Origin of the sequence: Streptacidiphilus sp. P02-A3a, assembly GCF_014084105.1 — a bacterium.
Taxonomy (GTDB): Bacteria; Actinomycetota; Actinomycetes; order Streptomycetales; family Streptomycetaceae; genus Streptacidiphilus.
The window spans coordinates 2831425-2850061 of record NZ_CP048289.1; the positions used below are offsets into that span (position 1 = coordinate 2831425).

16 protein-coding genes are annotated in these 18637 nt (G+C 71.2%); 7 read left to right on the top strand and 9 right to left on the bottom strand.

What is annotated here, in order from left to right; translation table 11 throughout:
• Window positions 1–56 precede the first annotated feature (56 nt).
• From GXP74_RS12855 to GXP74_RS12865, 3 genes are read right to left on the bottom strand one after another with little or no spacing between them, the layout of a single operon-like run.
• Window positions 57–902, bottom strand: coding sequence for a class II fructose-bisphosphate aldolase (locus tag GXP74_RS12855; RefSeq protein WP_182451619.1), 846 nt, complete (start codon window positions 900–902; stop codon window positions 57–59).
• A 3-nt stretch (window positions 903–905) separates the two neighbouring features.
• A complete protein-coding gene (locus GXP74_RS12860) occupies window positions 906–1835 on the bottom strand; it encodes a 1-phosphofructokinase family hexose kinase (RefSeq protein ID WP_182451620.1) in 930 nt (309 codons plus the stop codon).
• Window positions 1832–2743, bottom strand: coding sequence for an SIS domain-containing protein (locus GXP74_RS12865; protein ID WP_182451621.1), 912 nt, complete (start codon window positions 2741–2743; stop codon window positions 1832–1834). Before GXP74_RS12865 ends, GXP74_RS12860 begins: the two co-directional genes overlap by 4 nt.
• A gap of 451 nt (window positions 2744–3194) precedes the next feature.
• Between GXP74_RS12865 and kdpF the strand changes: the two genes are divergently transcribed.
• Genes kdpF through kdpC form a run of 4 tightly spaced genes read left to right on the top strand, consistent with a single transcriptional unit; the run spans window position 3195 to window position 7745 of the window.
• Window positions 3195–3284 (top strand): K(+)-transporting ATPase subunit F, encoded by a 90-nt coding sequence (kdpF, locus tag GXP74_RS12870; protein ID WP_182451622.1) that lies wholly within the window; start codon window positions 3195–3197, stop codon window positions 3282–3284.
• Entirely contained in the window at window positions 3284–4948 is a 1665-nt protein-coding gene (gene kdpA, locus GXP74_RS12875) for a potassium-transporting ATPase subunit KdpA (protein WP_182451623.1), read from the top strand. The genes kdpF and kdpA overlap by 1 nt, the downstream gene beginning before the upstream one ends.
• Entirely contained in the window at window positions 4948–7086 is a 2139-nt protein-coding gene (gene kdpB / locus GXP74_RS12880) for a potassium-transporting ATPase subunit KdpB (protein ID WP_182451624.1), read from the top strand. The genes kdpA and kdpB overlap by 1 nt, the downstream gene beginning before the upstream one ends.
• 32 nt (window positions 7087–7118) lie before the next feature.
• On the top strand, window positions 7119–7745 hold the full coding sequence (kdpC, locus tag GXP74_RS12885) for a potassium-transporting ATPase subunit KdpC (RefSeq protein ID WP_182451625.1): 627 nt from the start codon (window positions 7119–7121) through the stop codon (window positions 7743–7745).
• Window positions 7746–7774: 29 nt separating this feature from the next.
• Here kdpC and GXP74_RS12890 read toward each other — a convergent pair whose 3' ends face one another.
• The 5 genes from GXP74_RS12890 to GXP74_RS12910 all read right to left on the bottom strand — a co-directional run bounded on the left by GXP74_RS12890 (window position 7775) and on the right by GXP74_RS12910 (window position 13421).
• Window positions 7775–8674 carry a serine hydrolase gene (locus tag GXP74_RS12890; protein WP_225447894.1) on the bottom strand — a complete coding sequence of 300 codons (900 nt, stop codon included), beginning with the start codon at window positions 8672–8674 and terminating at the stop codon, window positions 7775–7777.
• A gap of 111 nt (window positions 8675–8785) precedes the next feature.
• Window positions 8786–10591 (bottom strand): ABC transporter ATP-binding protein, encoded by a 1806-nt coding sequence (locus GXP74_RS12895; RefSeq protein WP_182451626.1) that lies wholly within the window; start codon window positions 10589–10591, stop codon window positions 8786–8788.
• 139 nt (window positions 10592–10730) lie between these two features.
• Window positions 10731–11387 (bottom strand): copper chaperone PCu(A)C, encoded by a 657-nt coding sequence (locus GXP74_RS12900; RefSeq protein WP_182451627.1) that lies wholly within the window; start codon window positions 11385–11387, stop codon window positions 10731–10733.
• A gap of 21 nt (window positions 11388–11408) precedes the next feature.
• Complete coding sequence (locus tag GXP74_RS12905) at window positions 11409–12143, bottom strand: hypothetical protein (protein ID WP_182451628.1); 735 nt, start codon at window positions 12141–12143, stop codon at window positions 11409–11411.
• Between the two features lie 207 nt (window positions 12144–12350).
• Entirely contained in the window at window positions 12351–13421 is a 1071-nt protein-coding gene (locus GXP74_RS12910) for a cation diffusion facilitator family transporter (protein ID WP_225447895.1), read from the bottom strand.
• Between the two features lie 164 nt (window positions 13422–13585).
• Between GXP74_RS12910 and GXP74_RS12915 the strand changes: the two genes are divergently transcribed.
• Together GXP74_RS12915 and GXP74_RS12920 are read left to right on the top strand one after the other, a co-directional pair.
• Entirely contained in the window at window positions 13586–14359 is a 774-nt protein-coding gene (locus GXP74_RS12915; RefSeq protein ID WP_182451630.1) for a Sir2 family NAD-dependent protein deacetylase, read from the top strand.
• A gap of 61 nt (window positions 14360–14420) precedes the next feature.
• Window positions 14421–15290, top strand: a complete 870-nt coding sequence (locus tag GXP74_RS12920) for an alpha/beta fold hydrolase (RefSeq protein ID WP_182451631.1) — start codon at window positions 14421–14423, stop codon at window positions 15288–15290.
• A 127-nt stretch (window positions 15291–15417) separates the two neighbouring features.
• On the opposite strand, the gene GXP74_RS12925 is transcribed toward GXP74_RS12920, so the two are convergent.
• Window positions 15418–16746 (bottom strand): MFS transporter, encoded by a 1329-nt coding sequence (locus tag GXP74_RS12925; RefSeq protein WP_182451632.1) that lies wholly within the window; start codon window positions 16744–16746, stop codon window positions 15418–15420.
• 139 nt (window positions 16747–16885) lie between these two features.
• Between GXP74_RS12925 and GXP74_RS12930 the strand changes: the two genes are divergently transcribed.
• Entirely contained in the window at window positions 16886–18190 is a 1305-nt protein-coding gene (locus GXP74_RS12930; protein ID WP_182451633.1) for an aldolase/citrate lyase family protein, read from the top strand.
• The last annotated feature ends 447 nt before the right edge of the window (window positions 18191–18637 follow it).

The window sequence follows — 18637 nt, forward strand, 5'->3', positions numbered from 1 at the left end:
CGACCCTAGGTCCGCCGCGGCGCTCCGGTCTTGAAGGAAACGGACGCGGTGTGCCGTCAGGCCCGACCGTGCGCGCCCAGGACCTCCAGCAGCCGGGCCACCTCCACCGCGACCGTGTCCCGGGCCGGGCCGAGCCAGCGGCGCGGGTCCACCACCGCCGGGTCGGCGGCCAGTGCCTCGCGCACCGCCTCGGTGTACAGCCGGTTCAGGTGGGTGGAGATGTTGACCTTGCGCATCCCCGCCGCCACCGCCTTGCGCAGCGTCTCGTCCGGCACCCCGGAGGAGCCGTGCAGCACCAGCGGGACGTTGACGGCCGCGCGCAGCTCGGCGATCAGCGGCAGGTCCAGCTCCGCCTCGCGGACGGTCATCGTGTGGCTGGAGCCCACCGCCACCGCCAGCGCGTCCACACCGGTCTCGGCGACGAACGCCGCCGCCTGGGCCGGGTCGGTGCGCACCCCCGGGGTGTGCGCGCCGTCCTTGCCGCCCACCTCGCCCAGCTCGGCCTCCACCAGCAGGCAGCGTTCGCGGCACCAGGCGGCGATCTCGGCGGTGCTGCCGACGTTCTCCGCCCACGGCAGCTTCGAGCCGTCGTACATCACCGAGCCGAAGCCGCAGTCGGCGGCCTCGCGGATCAGGTCGAAGCGGGTGGCGTGGTCCAGGTGCAGCGCGGCCGGGATCCCGGCCTGCTCGGCGGCGGTGCGGGCGGCGGCGGCGATCGGGGCCAGCGCGCCGTGGTAGCGCACGGCGTTCTCGCTGATCTGCAGGATGACCGGGGCCTGTGCCCGCTCCGCCCCGGCCAGGATCGCCTGGGCGTGCTCCAGTTGGATCACGTTGAAGGAGCCCGCGGCGAAGCCGTGCTCCTCGGCGGACTGGAGTATGCGCGCGGTCGGGGTCAGCGGCACGGGTCAGTTCTCCTTGCGGTCTTGATGGTGATGTTGCGTCAGTTCGCGGTACAGGTCCGGGTCGTAGTCGCCGGCCAGGGGCGCGGCGACGGCCGCCGCGGCGAGCGCGGCGGCGTCGGCGGTGGCCTGCGGCCAGGGGCTGCCCTCGGCGAGCGCCCGGGCCAGCGCGGCGGTGGCGGCGTCGCCCGCGCCGGTCGGGTTGCCGAGCACCCGGCGCGGCGCCGGGGTGTGCCAGGCCAGGCCCTCGGCGGTGCGGCCGAACAGGCCGCCGGGACCGGCGGTGACCACGGCCGCCGCCGCGCCCAGGGCGCAGAGCCGGGCCGCCGCCTCGGCCGGGTTGACCGCGCCGGTGGCCCGGGCGGCCTCCTCCGCGTTCGGTTTGACCAGCGCCGGACGGCCGTCGAGCCCGGCGCGCAGGGCCTCGCCGTCGGCGTCCAGCACCCCGGGCACGCCGAGCGCCGCGGCCCGGCGCAGCAGCGTCGCGTACGCGTCCGCCGGGACGCCGGGCGGCAGGCTGCCGGAGAGCACCACCGCCGCCGCGCCACTGAGCGCGGCCGGGAAGTCGCGCTCGGTGAAGCGGGTCCACTCGCTGGGGGAGACCTCGGGGCCCGGCTCCCACAGGCCGGTGACCGGCTCGTTGCCGTCGTCGCCGACCACCGCCACCGTGCGCCGGCTGTTCTGCTGGATCGGCGTCAGCAGGTAGGGCAGTCCGCTGACCTGGAGGTCGTTGCGGAACTGGTTGCCGGTGGCCCCGCCGACCAGCCCGGTCACCAGCGTGTGCTGCCCGAGCGCCGCCAGCACCCGGGCGGTGTTCACGCCCTTGCCGCCGGCCCGTTCACGGACCGAGGCGACCCGGTTGGCCTCGCCCAGCCGCAGCCGGTCCAGCCGGTAGGTGACGTCCAGCGCGGCGTTGAGGGTGACGGTGACGATCACGGCTGGGCGACGGCGGAGGGCAGCACCACGGAACGGGTCAGGTGCTGCGGGTTGTCCACGTCCCGGCCCAGCTTGGCGGCCAGGGCCACGCCCAGGCGCTGCACCCGGACCAGTTCGGCCACCGGGTCCAGGGTGCGCCGCTCCAGGTGCGCGCCGGTCTCGGCGACCTGCTCGGCCAGCCCGTCCGGCAGCTCGCCGAGGCTCCAGACCACCCGGCCCGGGCGGGCGACGCTGATCGGGCCGTGCCGGTACTCCATCGCCGGGTAGGACTCGGTCCACCAGGCGGCGGTCTCGCGGACCTTGAGCGCGGCTTCGCGGGCCAGGCCGTAGGTCCAGCCGCGGCCGAGGAAGCTGATCTGCTCGGCGTCCAGCAGGACCTCGGCGACCGGCGCGGCGACCGCCGCCGCGCCGTCCGCGAGCACCGCGGAGACGTCCTCGCCGAGGTGCGCCCGCAGCAGCAGCAGCTGGGTGGTGGGGAACCGGGTCTGCACCACCGACTGCTCGTCGGCGAAGTCCAGCACCACCAGGTCGTCGGCCAGGTCGGCGATCGGGGTGGCCGGGTCGGCGGTGATCGCGGTGGTGGCGATCCGGCCGCGCACCCGGTCCAGCAGCTCCAGTACCTCGGTGGTGGTGCCGGAGCGGGTCAGCGCCAGCACCCGGTCGTAGCGGCGGCCGTTGGGGGCCCCCAGCTCCGGAACCTCCGAGGCCGCGTAGGCGTCGGTCTCGCCCTGCCCGGCCCGCTCGCGCAGGGCCGCGTAGGACTGCGCCATGAACCACGAGGTCCCGCAGCCGACGACGGCCACCCGCTCGCCGGGGCGGGGGAGCAGCGGCGCGAAGCCGGGCAGCCGGTCCAGCGCCTGCTGCCAGCAGTCGGGCTGGGAGGCGATCTCTTGCGCGGTCCAGGACACCGGCACACTCCTAAGGCGATGTGATTGAAACTGCTCATTAGCACCATGCTTCGAGCAGAATCGAGCATACAGGCCGACTGCGGCGACGGGAACACCTGTCCAGCGGGGATCCGGGCCGGGTCCGCCCTCCGGCAACGGCGCGGTCGCGGCGGCGTAAAGGCCGTGTCAATGCCTGCCCGTGCCGCGCAAGAGGGGCGTTAACGCCGCTGCTGCACCCGGGTGACGTGCGCTTTCCTGAGCGTGCCGGTCGGACCGGCGCCGCCCGGAGACCTCCGCCGCGGCCTGAATCCACTTGATAGCCGGGGTGTGACCCTCATGCTCGACGTGCTCTTCGTCGGGGTGACGATCCTTGTGTTCGCCGTCCTCGCTCTGATCGTCAAGGGGGTGGAGAAGCTGTGAACGGCCTCCCCATCACCCGCTTCGCCCCCACCGCTGCCTCGGAGGTAGTGCGATGAGCGCCGACAACATCGTGGGCCTGATCGTCTCCGTCGCTCTCGTCGGCTACCTGATCGCCGCCCTGATCCTCCCGGAGAAGTTCTAGTGAACCCAACTCTTGCCGGCTTCCTGCAGGCCTTGGCGCTGGTTGCGGCTCTGGCGCTGTCCTACCGCCCGCTGGGCGACTTCATGGCGCACACGCTCACCAGCAGAAAACACCTGCGGGTCGAACGGGGCATCTACAAGCTGATCGGCGTCGACGGCGACGCGGAGCAGAGCTGGGCCGCCTACCTGCGCAGCGTGTTCGCCTTCTCGGCGATCTCGGTGCTCTTCCTGTACGGCTTCCAGCGGCTCCAGGAGCACCTCTGGCTGTCGCTGGGCTTCCCGGCGGTGACCCCGGCGATGGCGTGGAACACCGCCGCGTCCTTCGTCACCAACACCAACTGGCAGTCCTACGGCGGCGAGTCCACCATGGGCCACCTGGTCCAGATGGGCGGCCTGGCGGTCCAGAACTTCCTGTCCGCCGCGGTCGGCATCGCCGTGGTCGCCGCGCTGATCCGGGGCTTCACCCGCAGCCAGACCGACAAGCTGGGCAACTTCTGGGTGGACCTCACCCGGATCACCCTGCGGGTGCTGCTGCCGATCTCGATGGTCTTCGCACTGGTCCTGGTGGCCGGCGGCGTCGTGGAGAACCTGCACGTCGCGCACATCTACTCGACCCTGTCCGGCGGCACCCAGTCGATCCCGGGCGGCCCGGTGGCCTCGCAGGAGGTCATCAAGGAACTGGGCACCAACGGCGGCGGCTTCTACAACGCCAACTCGGCCCACCCGTTCGAGAACCCGAACCCGTTCACCAACCTGCTGGAGATCTACCTGCTGCTGGTGATCTCGTTCGCGCTCTGCCGCACCTTCGGCAAGATGGTCGGCAGCAACAAGCAGGGCTACACCATCCTCTCGGTGATGGGCCTGTACTGGGTCGCCTCCGCCGCGCTGATCACCTTCTTCGAGTGGCAGCACTCGGGGGTCGCCGCGAAGATCGCCGGTGCGGCGATGGAGGGCAAGGAGGTCCGGTTCGGCATCCCCGGCTCCTCGCTGTTCGCCGCCTCGACCACGCTGACCTCCACCGGCGCGGTGAACTCCATGCACGACTCGTTCACCCCGCTCGGCGGCGGCACCGCGATCCTCAACATGATGTTCGGCGAGATCGCGCCCGGCGGTACCGGCTCCGGCCTGTACGGCATCCTGATCCTGGCCGTGGTGACGGTGTTCGTCGCCGGTCTGATGGTCGGCCGCACCCCGGAGTACCTGGGCAAGAAGCTCGGCGCCCGGGAGATGAAGTTCGCCTCGCTCTACATCCTGACCACCCCGGCGATCGTGCTCTGCGGCACCGGCCTGGCGATGTCGCTGAAGGCGGGCCACGGCGGCGGCATGCTGAACAGCGGGCCGCACGGCTTCTCCGAGGTGCTGTACACCTTCACCTCGGCGGCCAACAACAACGGCTCCGCCTTCGGCGGGATCACCGTCACCAGCGACCACTGGCAGACCGCGATCGGCCTGGCCATGCTCTTCGGCCGGTTCCTGCCGATGATCTTCGTACTGGCCCTGGCCGGATCGCTGGCCAAGCAGAAGCCGGTGCCCGAGACCTCGGGCACGCTCAAGACCCACACACCCCTCTTCGTGGGGATGCTCTCCGGCGTCATCCTCATCGTTGTCGGGCTCACCTACTTCCCGGCCCTGGCACTCGGGCCGCTCGCGGAAGGTCTCCACTGATGACCACCCCCACCCTCCAGAGCCCGGCAGCCGGGCCGGACACGCAACAGCCAGCAGGTGAACCCGAACACCGCCTCTCCGCGGGCCTGCTCGACCCCAAGCAGCTGCTGACCTCCTTCCCGGACGCGCTCAGGAAGCTGGACCCCCGGGTCCAGTTCAAGAGCCCGGTGATGTTCGTGGTCGAGATCGGCTCGCTGCTCACCACCCTCTCCGCGATCGAGAAGCCCAGCGTCTTCGCCTGGGTGATCACCGTCTGGCTCTGGCTCACGGTGGTCTTCGCGAACCTGGCCGAGGCGGTGGCCGAGGGCCGGGGCAAGGCACAGGCGGACACCCTGCGCCGGACCAAGACCGACACCATGGCCCGCCGGGTGGTGGGCAGTTGGGCCCCCGGTGCGCGGAACGTCGCCGAGGAGGAGGTCGCGGCGACCGAGCTGCGGCTGGGCGACTTCGTGATCGTCGAGGCCGGTCAGGTCATCCCCGGTGACGGCGACGTGGTCGAGGGTGTGGCCAGTGTCGACGAGTCGGCGATCACCGGTGAGTCCGCTCCGGTGATCCGGGAGTCCGGCGGTGACCGCTCGGCGGTGACCGGTGGGACCAAGGTGCTGTCGGACCGGGTGGTCATCAAGATCACGTCGGAGCCCGGCAAGACGTTCATCGACCGGATGATCGCGCTGGTCGAGGGTGCCTCGCGGCAGAAGACGCCGAACGAGATCGCACTGAACATCCTGCTGGCCTCGCTGACGATCGTGTTCCTGCTGGCCGTGGTGACGCTACAGCCGATGGCGAAGTACGCCGGGGCCGAGCAGACGATCGTGGTGCTGGTGGCGCTGCTGGTGGCGCTGATCCCGACGACGATCGGGGCGTTGCTCTCGGCGATCGGGATCGCGGGCATGGACCGGCTGGTGCAGCGCAACGTGCTGGCGATGTCGGGTCGTGCGGTGGAGGCGGCCGGTGACGTGTCGACGCTGCTGCTGGACAAGACCGGCACGATCACCTTCGGGAACCGGCAGGCCGCCGAGTTCATGACGGTGGATCAGGTCGACCAGGGGGCGCTGGCGGACGCGGCGCAGTTGTCCTCGTTGGCGGACGAGACGCCCGAGGGGCGTTCGATCGTGGTGCTGGCGAAGGAGAAGTACGGTCTGCGGGAGCGTGCGCAGGGCGAGTTGGCGAACGCGACCTGGATCGAGTTCACCGCGCAGACCCGGATGTCGGGTGTGGACATTGACGAGCCGTCAGGCGTGCACAGCATCCGCAAGGGGGCGGCCGGTTCGGTCGCGGCCTGGGTGCGCGAGCACGGCGGTGACACAGGGGCCGCGCTGGACGCGGTGGTTGAGCGGATCTCCAACCTCGGCGGCACCCCGCTGGTCGTCGCCGAGAAGCGCGGCAACGCCAACGCCCAGGCGCTGGGCGTGATCTACCTCAAGGACGTGGTCAAGCCCGGCATCAAGCAGCGCTTCGAGGACCTGCGGGCGATGGGCATCAAGACCGTCATGATCACGGGTGACAACCCGCTGACGGCCGCCGCCATCGCCGAGGAGGCGGGCGTCGACGACTTCCTCGCCGAGGCCACCCCCGAGGACAAGATGGCCCTCATCAAGAAGGAGCAGGAGGGCGGCAAGCTGGTCGCGATGACCGGCGACGGCACCAACGACGCTCCGGCGCTGGCGCAGGCCGACGTGGGCGTGGCGATGAACACCGGCACCTCGGCCGCCAAGGAGGCCGGGAACATGGTGGACCTGGACTCCAACCCCACCAAGCTGATCGAGATCGTCGAGATCGGCAAGCAACTGCTGATCACCCGGGGCGCGTTGACGACCTTCTCGATCGCCAACGACGTGGCCAAGTACTTCGCGATCATCCCGGCCATGTTCGCCAGCGTCTACCCGGGCCTCAACTCGCTCAACATCATGCAGCTGCACAGCCCGAAGTCGGCGATCACCTCGGCGATCATCTTCAACGCGCTGATCATCATCGGGCTGATCCCGCTGGCACTGCGCGGGGTCCGCTACAAGCCCTCCTCGGCGCAGTCGCTGCTCCGGCGCAACCTGGGGATCTACGGAATCGGCGGCCTGATCCTGCCCTTCGTCGGGATCAAGGTCATCGACCTGATCATCATGTACATCCCCGGTCTGCACTGAGCGGCGCAGAGAGAGAAGTGGTGTGACACATCATGGCTAAACCCCTTCCGACCCCGGTCCGGAACCACCTGACGGGCCTGCGGATCCTGCTGCTCTTCACCGTGCTCCTGGGCCTCGCGTACCCGCTGCTGGTCACCGGGATCTCCCAGGTCGCGTTCTCCTCGCAGGCCAACGGCTCGCTGGTGAAGGTGAACGGCAAGGTCGTCGGCTCCAGCCTGATCGGCCAGAACTTCACGGTCACCAGCAAGGACGGCAAGACGGTCAGCCCGGACCCGAAGTACTTCCAGTCCCGGCCCTCCGCCGCCGGCGCCAACGGATACGACCCGACCGCCTCGGCCGGGACCAACCTCGGCACCAACAGCTCGGTGCTGGTCAGCGACTACACCGCGCTGAAGAAGGCGATCGCCGCCTTCGACGGGGTCTCCCAGAGCCAGGTCCCGCCGGACGCGATCACCTCCTCCGGCTCCGGCCTGGACCCGGACATCAGCCCGCAGTACGCCGACATCCAGATCGACCGGGTCGCCAAGGCCCGCGACCTGCCGGCGAGCGAGGTCCAGGCGCTGGTGAAGAAGTACACCCAGGACCGGAACCTCGGCTTCCTGGGCGAGCCCCGGGTGGACGTGCTCAACCTCAACATCGCGCTCAACAAGCTGGGTTGAGCATCCGATCGGTGGGGCCCGGAGTCACCTCAGTGACTCCGGGCCCCACCGACGTCCCGGTTCACGGCCAGGGCCACCCGCTGGATGGTGTCCACGCCGTAGTCCATGGTCGGGTTGTCGTCGGTGAGCACCGCCATCCGGTAGTCCCGCCCGGCCCCGGTGAAGATCCCGAGGCTGTGCACCCGCCAGCCGCGGGTGGCGCGCGGCAGCCAGCCGTTCTTGTTGTGCGCGGTCACCCCGGCCGGCGCACCGTACGGCGCCCCCCAGCGCTGCTCGGCCACCACCTCGGCCATCAACCCCAGCGCGTACGCGCGCCAGTGGGCGGACAGCACGTCCTGACGGTCCGTCAACACGTCCAGCAGCCGCATCTCGTCGGTCGCGGTGATCTGGGTCAGCCCCCAGTAGTCGGCATAGCCGGGGACGGTGTCGGTCATCCCGGCCAGCTCCAGGAAGGCGGCGAAGCGGGCGCGGCCCAGATCCCCCCACAGCGCGGTGGCCGCGTCGTTGTCGGAGTAGGTGATCATCGCCCGCAGTTGCGAGGCCTCCCACGCGGTCAGCTCCCGCCGCTGCTCCTGGGCCCGCCGCAGCACGGCCGCCATCACCGTGGCCTTGACCACACTGGCCGAGTCGAAGTGCCGGGAGGCGTGCAACGCGCAGGTCACGCCGCTGACCCGGTCGCGGACGGTGATCGCCACGGTGTCGGTACGGCCGCGCAGCGCGGCGCCGAGGTCGGCGGAGAGCCGGGCGGCGAGCACGGGGTGGGTGGCCGAAGCGCACAGCTGCTCGGGCGCGGGACGCGCGGCCGGAGCCGGTGCGGCGGCGGCCGTGGCCGGACCGGCCAGGACCAGCGGCAGCAGCACGGCCAGGGTGGAACTGCCGAGCAGTCCCCCCATGGCGCGACGCGCCCTGGGGGATCGGGGTGGTGCCATCAGCTAGCGTCCTTCGGGATCGGGACCGGCTCGCGGGACGGGACCTGATCGCCCGTCACCGGGACATCCGTCCCCGGTGGCACCGCCGGACGCACCCTCGGCGGGCGATAATCACACGTCCGCCATGGCGCCGTCCCGGGAGACCAGCGCCGCGTAGGACCCGTTCAGCGCCAGCAACTGCTCGTGGGTGCCGAGCTCGACCACCCGGCCCGCGTCCAGCACCGCGATCTGGTCGGCGCCGCGCACGGTGGACAGCCGGTGCGCGATGGTCAGCGTGGTCCGGCCCTGGGACAGGGTGTCGATCGCGGTCTGCACCGCGAGCTCGGTCTGCGTGTCCAGCGCGCTGGTGGCCTCGTCCAGGACGAGCACCGGCGGGTCGCGCAGGATGGTCCTGGCGATGGCCAGCCGCTGCTTCTCGCCGCCGGAGAAGCGGTAGCCGCGCTCGCCGACGACGGTGTCGTAGCCGTCGGGCAGCCCGGCGATGTGGTCGTGGATCTGCGCCGCCCGGGCGGCGGCGTGCAACTCCTCGTCGGTGGCGTCCGGCTTGGCGAAGCGCAGGTTCTCCGCCACCGAGGCGTGGAACAGGTAGGTCTCCTGGGAGACCACGCCCACCGCGTCGGCCAGCGCCTCGAAGCCCAGGTCGCGGACGTCCAGGCCGTCGATGGTGACCCGGCCGCCGGTCACGTCGTACAGCCGCGGCACCAGGTAGCTGAGGGTGGTCTTGCCGGAGCCGGTCTCGCCGACGATCGCCAGGCTGCTCCCGGCCGGCACGTGCAGGTCGATGTCCGCCAGCGTGGGTCGCGCCTGCGCCGGGTCGTAGCGGAAGCCGACGCCCTCGAACCGCACCTCGCCGCGCACCCGCTCCGGGGTCAGCGGATCCGGGCGCTCGGTGATGTCCGGGACCAGGTCCAGGTACTCGAAGATCCGCTGGAAGAGCGCCAGCGACACCTGCACCGACACCCCTGTCTGCAGCAGCTGCACCGCCGGGCGGAACAGGCTCTGCTGGAGCGTGGTGAAGGCGACCAGGGTGCCGATGGACACCTCGGCGCCGGGGTGTCCGCTGATCCCGGCGGTCCAGTAGATGACCGCGGGCATGGCCGACATGACGATCTGGATGGTGGACTGCCGCCAGCGCCCGGCCATGTCGGCACGGACCTCCAGGTCGGCCAGGCCGTCCGACTCGCGGGTGAAGTCGGCGGTGAGCGTCCGCGAGCGGCCCATGGTGCGGCCGAGCAGGATGCCGCTGACCGACAGCGACTCCTGCATGATCGTGGAGATCGCGGCGAGCTGCTTCTGCCGCTCGGTGGCGATCTTGCGGCGCTCGCTGCCGACCCGGCGGCTGATCCAGACGAACACCGGGAGCAGCAGCAGCGAGACCACGGTCAGCTTCCAGTCCAGCGCGACCATGGCCACGATGGTGGCGACCACCGTGGTCAGGTTGGAGACCAGGGAGGTGGCGGTGCTGGTGACGGTGGACTGCATGCCGCCGATGTCGTTGGCGATCCGCGACTGCACCTCACCGGTGCGGGTGCGGGTGAAGAACGACAGCGGCATCCGCTGGAGGTGCGCGTAGACCCCGGTGCGCAGGTCGTGCATGACCCGCTGGCCGACGCTGGTGCTGATGTAGGTCTGCAGCACGTTGAAGACCGAGTTGGCGACCGCGACCGCGACCATGCCGAGCGCGAGCAGGCTGAGCAGGCCGGTGCGGCCCTGCGGGATGGCGGTGTCCAGGATCGCCCGCAGCAGGAACGGCGAGGCGACCGACACCAGCGAGGACAGGGCGACGAACAGGCCGACAGCGGCCAGCCTGGCCCGGTAGGGGCGGAACAGCCGCATGATCCGGCGCAGCTGGGCCGGTGGCGCGGGTTCGCCCTTGACGCGGGGCGGGGGAGTCCAGTCGGGTCCTTGGCTTCTCATGGGCGGCTCCGAGGGGGCAGGAAACAGAGGGGATGTGGGGGCATGACTGACCCGCACAACCAGACTGTAGCTCACTTTTATTCCGGCTAATAGTGAGCTTGCCTCTGTATGACCCGTTCGGCCCCGCCCGGCGCCTCGGCTACTGCGGCGGCAGCTTGTGCATGTACTGCATGTTGTTCATCACCTTCTGCACGGTCAGGCTGCTCGCCGGACCCTCAGGTGCGAAGACGTACACCGTTCCGGAGTCCGCGAAGCTGACCGTCAGCGCGATGGTGTCACCCAGCTTCGGCGTCCGGGCCAGGTCGGACATGACGAAGCTGTAGCCGCCCGGCTTCAGGGTCACCGTGCCGTGCGCCGGGACGGTGATCCAGGGCAGCGCGGTGCTGGACGTCCCCTCGTTCAGGGTGATGGTCGAGGCCCAGGGGCTGGTGATGCTCACCAGCCGGTCCGCGGAGTCGCCGTTGTTCTTGATGACCATGTAGCCGCGGACCTCGCCGCCGCTGGCCGGGGCCAGGTAGGCGTTGACCATGCCCACCTTCGCCGGGGCGGCGGCCGAGGAGGTGGCGGCGGTGGCCGCCGCGGAGACCGGGGTGCCCCGGCTCCACAGCAGCAGTACCACCGCCAGGGCGATCAGGACCGGAGCCTGTAGCACCAGCAGCCGCCGCGCGCCGAGCAGACCGCCGCGCCGGGCCGAGCGTGCCTCCAGTTCGGCGGCCTCCTGCTCCAGCGCCGCGAGTTCCAGCGCCTCCCGTGCGGCCTCGTCCGGTTCCGGCACCGAGTCCCGATCGTCCCTCATCGCGCTCCCCGCCCGTCAGCCCTAGTAACCCGAGGGCCAGCTGAAGTTCTTGAACGGCACGTTGCTGCCGACGTCCAGCTGGATGTTCTTGTACTCGCTGAGCTGGATCGTGGTCGGGTCGCCGGTGAAGACCTTGCCGTTGACGTAGACCGTGACCTGGCCCTTGTCCGGGCCGACCTGGGTGCTGCTCAGCGGCTCCTTCCACACGTCGAAGAAGTTGCCGAGGGTGTAGATGTGGCTGTTCGGCGACTCGATGTGGATGATGCCGGTCTCGTCGTGCGTGTGCAGGTAGTAGTACGCACTACCACCGCTGACGAACGGGCTGCCGCTGGAGGTGTCCAGGCTGTACGGCGGGATGATGCCGACGCCGTACGGGAGCAGCTTCTGCACGCCGTTGACGTAGATCGCCAGGTGGGCGTGGATGTGGTACTTCAGGTTCTCCATCTCGTTGCTGCCGACCACGCCGTCGACGGTGCTGCCGTCGGACTGGTGCGCGGTCGAGGCGAGCAGGCTGGTGCTCTTGTCGATGGAGGGGTCGGTGGCCTGGGCACTGGCCGCCGCCTTGACGTGCTGCTTGTTCATGTCCGTGATGCCCGCCCACGCGGCGGTTCCCGCACCGGCTATGAGGATCACGCCGCCGACGACCCAGGCGATCGTCATATTGCGCTGTCGGCGGGCCTCGGCCTGCCGCTGCGCGGCGATCTTCTCCTGGGCTATTCGGCGCCGATCACTGTTTGACGGCTTCTTCTGTGTCATCGGTCCTCAGTAGCTCCGGCCAGCCTGGAAAGCGTGCATCCTGCGCCGGTCACGTTAGTAGGTGGGCACCCTAAGCGTCCTGCAAGTGTGCCGGGGTTGGGGAGAGGCGATCTTCTATTTTGCCCTGATATGTCCAAAATAAGATGATCACAGATTGATAACGGTGAGGCCGGCAGAGTTTCCTGTGAGCCCGCCCTGACGTAACGGCTAGCCGCGCTGCGCGCGGTGGGCGCTCCCGTGCGGATCCACGCAGTGGGCGTCCGCCTCGGTGCCGAGCTGGAGCAGCTCCGGCGTCGCGTGGTCGACCTGCAGGGTGGTGTGCTGGATCCGGTGGTCCGACCTGAGCGCGGTCTCCAGCCGCTGCCGCACCGCGTGGCAGTCCAGCTCGTCGCGCACCAGCACATGGGCGGACAGCGCCGGATAGCCGGAGGTGATCGTCCACACGTGCAGGTCGTGCACCTCCACCACGCCCGGCTCCGCCGCCAGCTGGGCGCCGATCTCGTCCGGGTCCAGACCGGCCGGAGCGGCCTCCAGGAAGATTCGCCCGGACTCGCGGACCAGCCCGTACCCGGCGTGGAACATCAGCGCCGCGACGACCAGCGTGGCGATCGCGTCGGCCCGGCCGAAGCCGGTCAGCAACACCACCAGACCGGCCACCGCGGTGGCGATGAACGCCCAGGCGTCGTTGAGGATGTGCTGGTAGGCACCCTCGACGTTGAGGCTGCTGCGGTTCGCCCGGGAGATCAGCCAGGCCGCCAGCACGTTCACCACGATCCCGACCAGCGCCGTCGCCAGCACGATCCCGCCCCCGACCGAGGGCGGCGCGAACAGCCGCCGGATCGCCTCGTAGCTGAAGACCGCGCCCAGCGCGAGCAGCGTGATCCCGTTGGCCTGCGCGGACAGGATCTCGGCCCGCTTCAGCCCGAAGGTCAGCGACCCGCGCGCGGGCCGGGCCGACAGGCGCATCGCGACCAGCGCCAGCACCAGCGAGGCGGCGTCGGTGAGCATGTGGCCGGCGTCCGAGATCAGCGCCAGCGAGTGGGCCAGCAGGCCGAGGATCACCTCGCCGACCATGTAGCCGGAGATCAGCGCGAGCGCGCCGAGCAGGTAGCGGCGGTCCGCGTCGGCGCTCACGCCGTGGCCGTGACCCGCGTGCCCGCCCGCGGCGCCGTGGCCGTGGCCGTCGTGGCCGTCGTGGTCGTCATGACGGTCATGACGGGCACGGCTGCCGTGGTCGTGGTCGGCACCCTCGTGCTCGTGCTCGTGGACCTGGCTCACCGGGAACCTCCTCGATCGCGGGGGCGCGCGGTCGGGCCGCACGGAATTCAGGGACGTTGCCACTGTACCCGAATACATGAAGAATCCTTCATATGTTCCGGCGCCTCCCCGGCCCGCCCCGAAATCGGGTCGCCGTCCCCCCGCCGCCGCTCTACCGTTCGACCATGTCGTCGACCATCCCCGAAGACCAGCCCCGCCTCCCGCTCGTCGCCGTCCTCAGCGGGGCCGGCCTGTCCACCGACTCGGGCATCCCCGACTACCGCGGCCCCAACGGCCTGTGGCGGCGCGACCCGGAGGCCGAGAAGCTGGTCACCATCGCGCACTACCGGGCCGACCCCGCCGTCCGCCGCAAGGCCTGGCAGATGCGCATCGACGTCGGCGTCCTCGACGCCCGGCCCAACGCCGCCCACCTCGCCCTCGCCTCGTTCGAACGCACCGGCATCCCGCTGCGGGTGCTCACCCAGAACGTCGACGGACTGCACCAGCTCGGCGGCGTCAGCGCCCGCAAGGTGCTGGAACTGCACGGCACCGCCCGCCGGGTGCAGTGCCTCGGCTGCCGCGTCCGCAGCGACATGGCGGACGCCCTCACCCGCGTCCGGCAGGGCGAGCCCGACCCGCCGTGCGCCGCCTGCGGCGGCATCCTCAAGCCCGCCACCGTCATGTTCGGCGAGAACCTCGACCCGGAGGTACTGGCCCAGGCCCGGGCCATCGCGTCCGGCTGCGACGTGCTCATCGCCGTCGGCACCTCGCTCCGGGTGCACCCGGCCGCCGGACTGGTGGACCTGGCCCTCGCCAAGGGCGCGGCGGTCACCATCGTCAACGCCGAACCCACCCCCTACGACGACCGGGCCGCCGCAACCGTCCGCGAACCCATCGGCACGGCGCTGCCCGCGCTGCTCCGCCGCCTCGCCGCCGAGCACGGACGGAACCCGGACTGAAACCCGCACCGCGCCCGGACTGAACCCGCACCGCGCCCGGCGCACTGAGATCATGGAACCCATGGCGATCTACACCTCGTACGACCAGTCGTCCCTCTGGTTCCACACCATGGGCGAGGGGGCGCCGCTGATCTGCCTGCCCGGCGGCCCCGGCATGGAAGTCCAGTACCTGGGCGACCTGGGCGGGCTCGACCGGCGGCGCACCCTGGTCCTGGCCGACCAGCGCGCCGCCGGACGCTCCGAGACGCCGACTGACCACGGCCGCTGCGCCTTCACCGAGCAGGCCCGCGACCTGGAGGCGCTGCGGCTCCACCTCGGCCTGGAGCGGATCGACCTGCTGGCGCACTCAGCCGCGACCCTCACCGCCCAGGAGTACGCGGCGGCCCATCCGCACCGGATCGGCAAGCTGGTCCTGGTCACCCCGGTCGGTCGGGCCGCCCGCGAGGCCGACCCGGACGAACTCGCGGCCATCCGCGCGGGCCGCTCCACCGAGCCCTGGTACGCCGACGCCGCCGAGGCAGCCGCCGAGCTGGAACTCGGCGGCCACGACCCCGAAGCCCAGGCCGCCCTGCTGCTGCGCACCGCCCCCTTCGCCTGGGGCCGCTGGACCCCCGAGGCACAGGCCGAGTACCGGCGGCCGCTGACCAACGCCCCCGGCTGGCTGCGGCAGGCCTTCTACTCCGGCGCGCCCGACCCGGCCGAGGCCCCGGCCCGGCTCGCCAGGATCGCCGCCTCCGGGGCCCGGCCACTGGTCGTCGCCGGGGGAGCGGACGGCCTGATCGGCACCGCCCCGGCCCGACTGGTGGCCCAGCTCCACCCGGGCAGCCGGTTGGAGGTCTTCGAGCAGAGCGGGCACCGGCTCTGGCTGGAGGAGCCGGAACGCTTCACCGCACTCGTCCTCGACTTCCTCGACGAGGAGGCGCCCGCCTAGGTCAGGGGGCTGGCATCACGACGCTGGAGTCAGGGCGCTGGGGTCAGGGCGCTGGGGTCACGACGCTGGAGTCAGGGCGCTGGGGTCACGACGCTGGGGTCAGGGCGCTGGGGTCACGACGCTGGGGTCAGGGCGCGCCGACCGGGCTGGGCACCGGCGCAACCCCGGGCTCCGGGACGCGCCGCCGCACCCGCAGCCCGCGCACGTCGCGCACGGACAGCATGGCCGCCGTGGCGACGGCGATCACCCCCGCTGCGCCCAGCAGCGCCGTCCTGGTCCCCAGGGCCTGGGCCAGCGGACCGGTCGCCACCTCGGCGACCGGAATCGCGACGAAGGAGCCGAGCATGTCGTAGGAGTAGACCCGGGCCAGCTTCGCCGCCGGGATCTCCTGCTGGAGCGAGGTCTCCCAGGCGATACCGAACTGCTCCAGGCCCACCCCGCAGACGAAACCGACCACGGCCAGCGCGTACACCGGGAACCGCAGGGCCAGCCCCAGCGGCAGCAGCACCTCGCTGGCCATACAGGCGACGCCGACCAGCAGCAGCCGCCGCACCCGGATCCGCAGCGCCAGCAGTCCACCGGCCACCATCCCGGCGGTCTGCAGAGCCAGGACCAGGCCCCAGCCCGCGCTGCCGAAACTGTGCACCGCGATGCTCGGCCCCAGGATCTGCACCGCACCGGCATCGGCCGCGTTGAGGAAGCCGAAGGCCAGGACGATCACCCAGACCCAGGTACGCGAGATGAACTCGGCCCAACCCTCCCGCAGTTGGGCGAACAACCCGGCCTGCTCCGCACTCTCCGGATCGGGGACGTCCTCGGTGGCGGGCAGCCGCAGCCGCGCGAAGCAGAGCGCCGAGAGCGCGAAGCTGCTCGCGTCCACCACCAGGCCCCAGCCCGGACCCAGCGCCGCGACCAGGATCCCGCCCAGCGACGCGCCCAGGATCTGCGCCGAGTTGGCCGCCATCCGGTTCAACGCGTTCGCCGGTTGCCGCAGTTCGGCCGGTACCGTCTGCGGCGTCAGCGCGGCGGAGGCGGGCAGCGCCAGCGCCGCGAACAGCCCGTTCGCGGCGGAGAGCGTGATCAGCACCGGCATGGTCGCACTGTGCGTCAGCACCAGTGTCGCCACCGCCGCCTGGGTGGCCGCGCTCAGCAGCCCGGAGCCGACCAGCACCAGATGGCGCGGCAGCCGGTCCGCCAACACCCCGCCGAACAGCAGGAACAGCACGTTGAAGAGCGACCGCGCGCCGACCACCAGGCCCAGGTCGCTGACCGAGTGGGTGAGGTCGAGCACCGCGAAGGCGAGCGCCATCGGGGCCACGCCGTTGCCCAGCAGGCTGATCCCGCGCCCGGCCATCAGCGCCCGGAAGGCCGGATACCGCAGCGGTGCCAGCGCCGAACGCGACTCCTGCCCACGAGCTGCGGAGGGTGGCGGGGGCGACGGCGTGGGGGAGGGCATAGCCGGACTCTCGCCCGAGCGCGCGCCGACGGTCAACGCCTTATTGCTCATGGCACGCATCCGGACGGCCGTTGACGCGGCCGGGACCTGCCGATACCTTCGCATCAACAAATTGTTGAAGCCGAGGAAGGGGCTCGCGATGGCGCGCCAGCAGGACACGGGCAGCACGCACGCGGGCACCACTCTCTCGCGAACCGTACGCGACCAGGTGGACACCGCCCTCGCCGAGGTCGACAGCGAGCTACTGCGCCGCTACCCGGGCGAGCCCGGCACCCGCCAGCCGGTCCACACCGTCTACGTCCCTGCCGACGCCCTCACCGGAACCAGCGTCACGGACCTGGTCCGCGACTGGGGCAGCCAGGCGTCCGCCCTGCTCGACCAGCACGCGCCGGACGCCGCCGCGCTGGCGGCGGTCCTCGGCCGCCCGGCGGACGCGCTCGCCGCCGAGGTCTACGGCCGGGTCCGCGCCAAGCTCGACCGGGAACCCGTCGAGGACCTGCGCATCGACTTCGAGGACGGCTACGGCGTCCGACCCGACGCCGAGGAGGACGCCGACGCGGTGCGGGCCGCCCGCCTCATCGCCGCAGCGGTCGCTGAGGGCGCGGCGCCGCCGTACCTGGGCATCCGGATGAAGTGCATGGAGTCCGCCGTCCGTGCGCGCGGCATCCGCACCCTCGACCTCTTCCTCACCGAACTGCTGCGCGCGGGCTCCGGGCAGCTGCCCGAGGGCCTGGTGCTGACGCTGCCCAAGGTCACCTATCCGCAGCAGGTCAGCGCGATGGTGCGCCTGGTCGAGGACTTCGAGCGGGCCGCCGGGCTCCCGGCCGGCCGCATCGGCTTCGAGATCCAGATCGAGACCACCCAGTCCATCCTCGGAGCCGACGGCCGGGCCACCGTCGCCCGCATGATCGAGGCAGCCGAGGGCCGGGCCACCGGACTGCACTACGGCACCTTCGACTACAGCGCCTCCTGCGGCGTCAGCGCGGCCTACCAGAGCATGGAGCACCCGGTCGCCGACCACGCCAAGGCGGTCATGCAGGTCGCCGCGGCCGGGACCGGCGTCCGGCTGTCCGACGGCTCCACCAATGTCATACCGATCGGCCCGGCCACCCAGGTCCACGACGCCTGGCGACTGCACCACCGCCTGGTCCGGCGGTCGCTGGAACGCGCCTACTACCAGGGCTGGGACATGCATCCCGGCCACCTGCCCACCCGCTACGCCGCCGTCTACTCCTTCTACCGCGAGGGCCTGGACCAGGCCGCAGCCCGGTTGAGCGCCTATGTCTCCCGGATCGGCGGCGACGTCATGGACGAGCCCGCCACGGCCAAGGCCCTGAGCGGCTACCTGCTGCGCGGCCTGGACTGCGGTGCGGTCGACATCTCCGAGGTGGGGCGGGCCACCGGCCTGGACCGCCCCCGTCTGGACACCCTCGCGGGCCGCTGACCCCTGTGTCGGACCCTGGTTTGACATCGCTGGTGCGGGTGCGTAGCGTCTCCTGAGTTGCCCTGCTTACGGCGGTGGCGACCCAATCCCTCCGGTGAACGCACAGCCTCCTTTGGCATGCGCAAATTGGTTCGGGAATTGGCGCGGGCGAACGAAAACCGGTGGATTTCGCATCGGTGGTGCGGTTCCGCTAAGGTTTCACTCGTCGGAACGGGCCGGAAACGGCGCGGGACGGCGGGAAATCGGGCCGGAAACGGTCTGGTAAGCTAGAAAACGAAGAACGAAGCGCCCGGAGAGACCGGTGAAAGGGTCTCGAAGGAAGTGTCCGTTCCTTGAGAACTCAACAGCGTGCCAAAAGTCAACGCCAGATATGTTGATACCCCGTCCGTTGATCGGACGAGGTTCCTTTGATGCACAAAACACTAGCGAGGACGCAGTGCACGGGAT